The sequence below is a fragment of the Agrobacterium sp. CCNWLW32 genome (assembly GCF_037083425.1).
In the GTDB taxonomy this organism is placed as follows: Bacteria; Pseudomonadota; Alphaproteobacteria; order Rhizobiales; family Rhizobiaceae; genus Agrobacterium; species Agrobacterium radiobacter.
Window position 1 is genome coordinate 1 of record NZ_JBAOJM010000036.1, and the last position, 1,271, is coordinate 1,271.

A 1,271-nucleotide genomic window follows, 5' to 3' on the forward strand; every position below is an offset into this window, starting at 1 on the left:
TGACCTGCCACTGCGAATTTCCTCCAGATTGGATTAGAGTCCGGCCCATTAAAGGACGGACGAATGAAGAAGCAGAGATTTACGGAAGAGCAGATTATTGCGGTGCTGAAGGAGCAGGAGGCTGGCGCGAAGGTGGCCGACCTCTGCCGCAAGCACGGAATTTCAGAAGCAACGTTTTATAATTGGAAAGCCAAATACGGCGGCATGGAAGTCTCCGAGGCGAAGCGGCTGAAGGCACTTGAAGACGAGAACGCGAGACTGAAGAAGCTGCTGGCCGAACAGATGTTGGATGCAGCCGCACTTCGCGAGCTTCTTGCAAAAAAATGGTAGGGCCCGCCGCCAAACGCGACGCCGTCACGCATCTGAAGACCGTCATGGGTCTTTCGGAACGGCGGGCCTGCCAGATTATATCTGCGGATCGGAAGATGGTGCGATATCGGTCCTGCCGACCGCCGGAGGTAGAATTGCGGGCGAAGCTGCGCGACCTCGCCAATGAGCGACGGCGTTTCGGATACCGGCGACTGTTCGTCCTGCTTCGGCGGGACGGAGAGCCGTCCGGCGTTAATCGCATCTACCGGCTCTATCGCGAGGAAGGTCTTTCCGTTCGCAAGCGCAAAGCCCGGCGGCGTGCGGTCGGCACGCGTGCACCGATCCTGGTTGAAGCGAAGGCCAATGCCCGCTGGTCGCTGGATTTCGTCCACGACCAGTTCGCCTGCGGCAGACGATTCCGCGTCCTCAACATTGTCGATGACGTGACGCGCGAATGCCTGGCAGCGATCCCGGACACATCTATCTCTGGGCGACGTGTCGCCCGAGAACTGACGACGCTGATCGAACGACGCGGCAAGCCAGGAATGATTGTCTCTGACAACGGCACCGAACTAACCTCGAATGCCATCCTCGCCTGGTCGAAGGATCACAAGGTCGAATGGCACTACATCGCGCCGGGAAAGCCCATGCAGAACGGCTATGTCGAGAGTTTCAACGGTCGCATGCGCGACGAGTTGCTCAATGAAAGCCTGTTCTTCGGCCTCGATCACGCCCGCAGCGCCATTGCTGAATGGGCGGACGATTACAATACTTTTCGGCCGCACTCATCGCTCGGATACCAAACCCCGGCGGACTTTGCCGGGACCATCGCCGCAACCGGCTCCAACGCTGCGCAAGATGAAAGCTTCGCATTTCCGCCGGTTGCTCACACCGCGCCTGTTGGCGTATTCAAAACCGCCGGGGCTCTAGTCGCCGCTGGATGAAAGTTCAGTGGCAGGTCA

The 1,271-nt window shown here is 58.9% G+C and carries 1 protein-coding gene; it reads left to right on the forward strand.

Going from position 1 to position 1,271, the window contains the following annotated elements; genetic code table 11:
• The first annotated feature begins 63 nt into the window (after window positions 1-63).
• Window positions 64-1,253, forward strand: a protein-coding gene (locus V6R85_RS25985; RefSeq protein ID WP_111817771.1) for an IS3 family transposase whose coding sequence is annotated in 2 segments (ribosomal slippage) — window positions 64-316 and window positions 316-1,253 — 1,191 coding nt in all. Because the reading frame shifts where the segments join, the coding sequence is not laid out codon by codon here.
• Window positions 1,254-1,271: the final 18 nt, after the last annotated feature.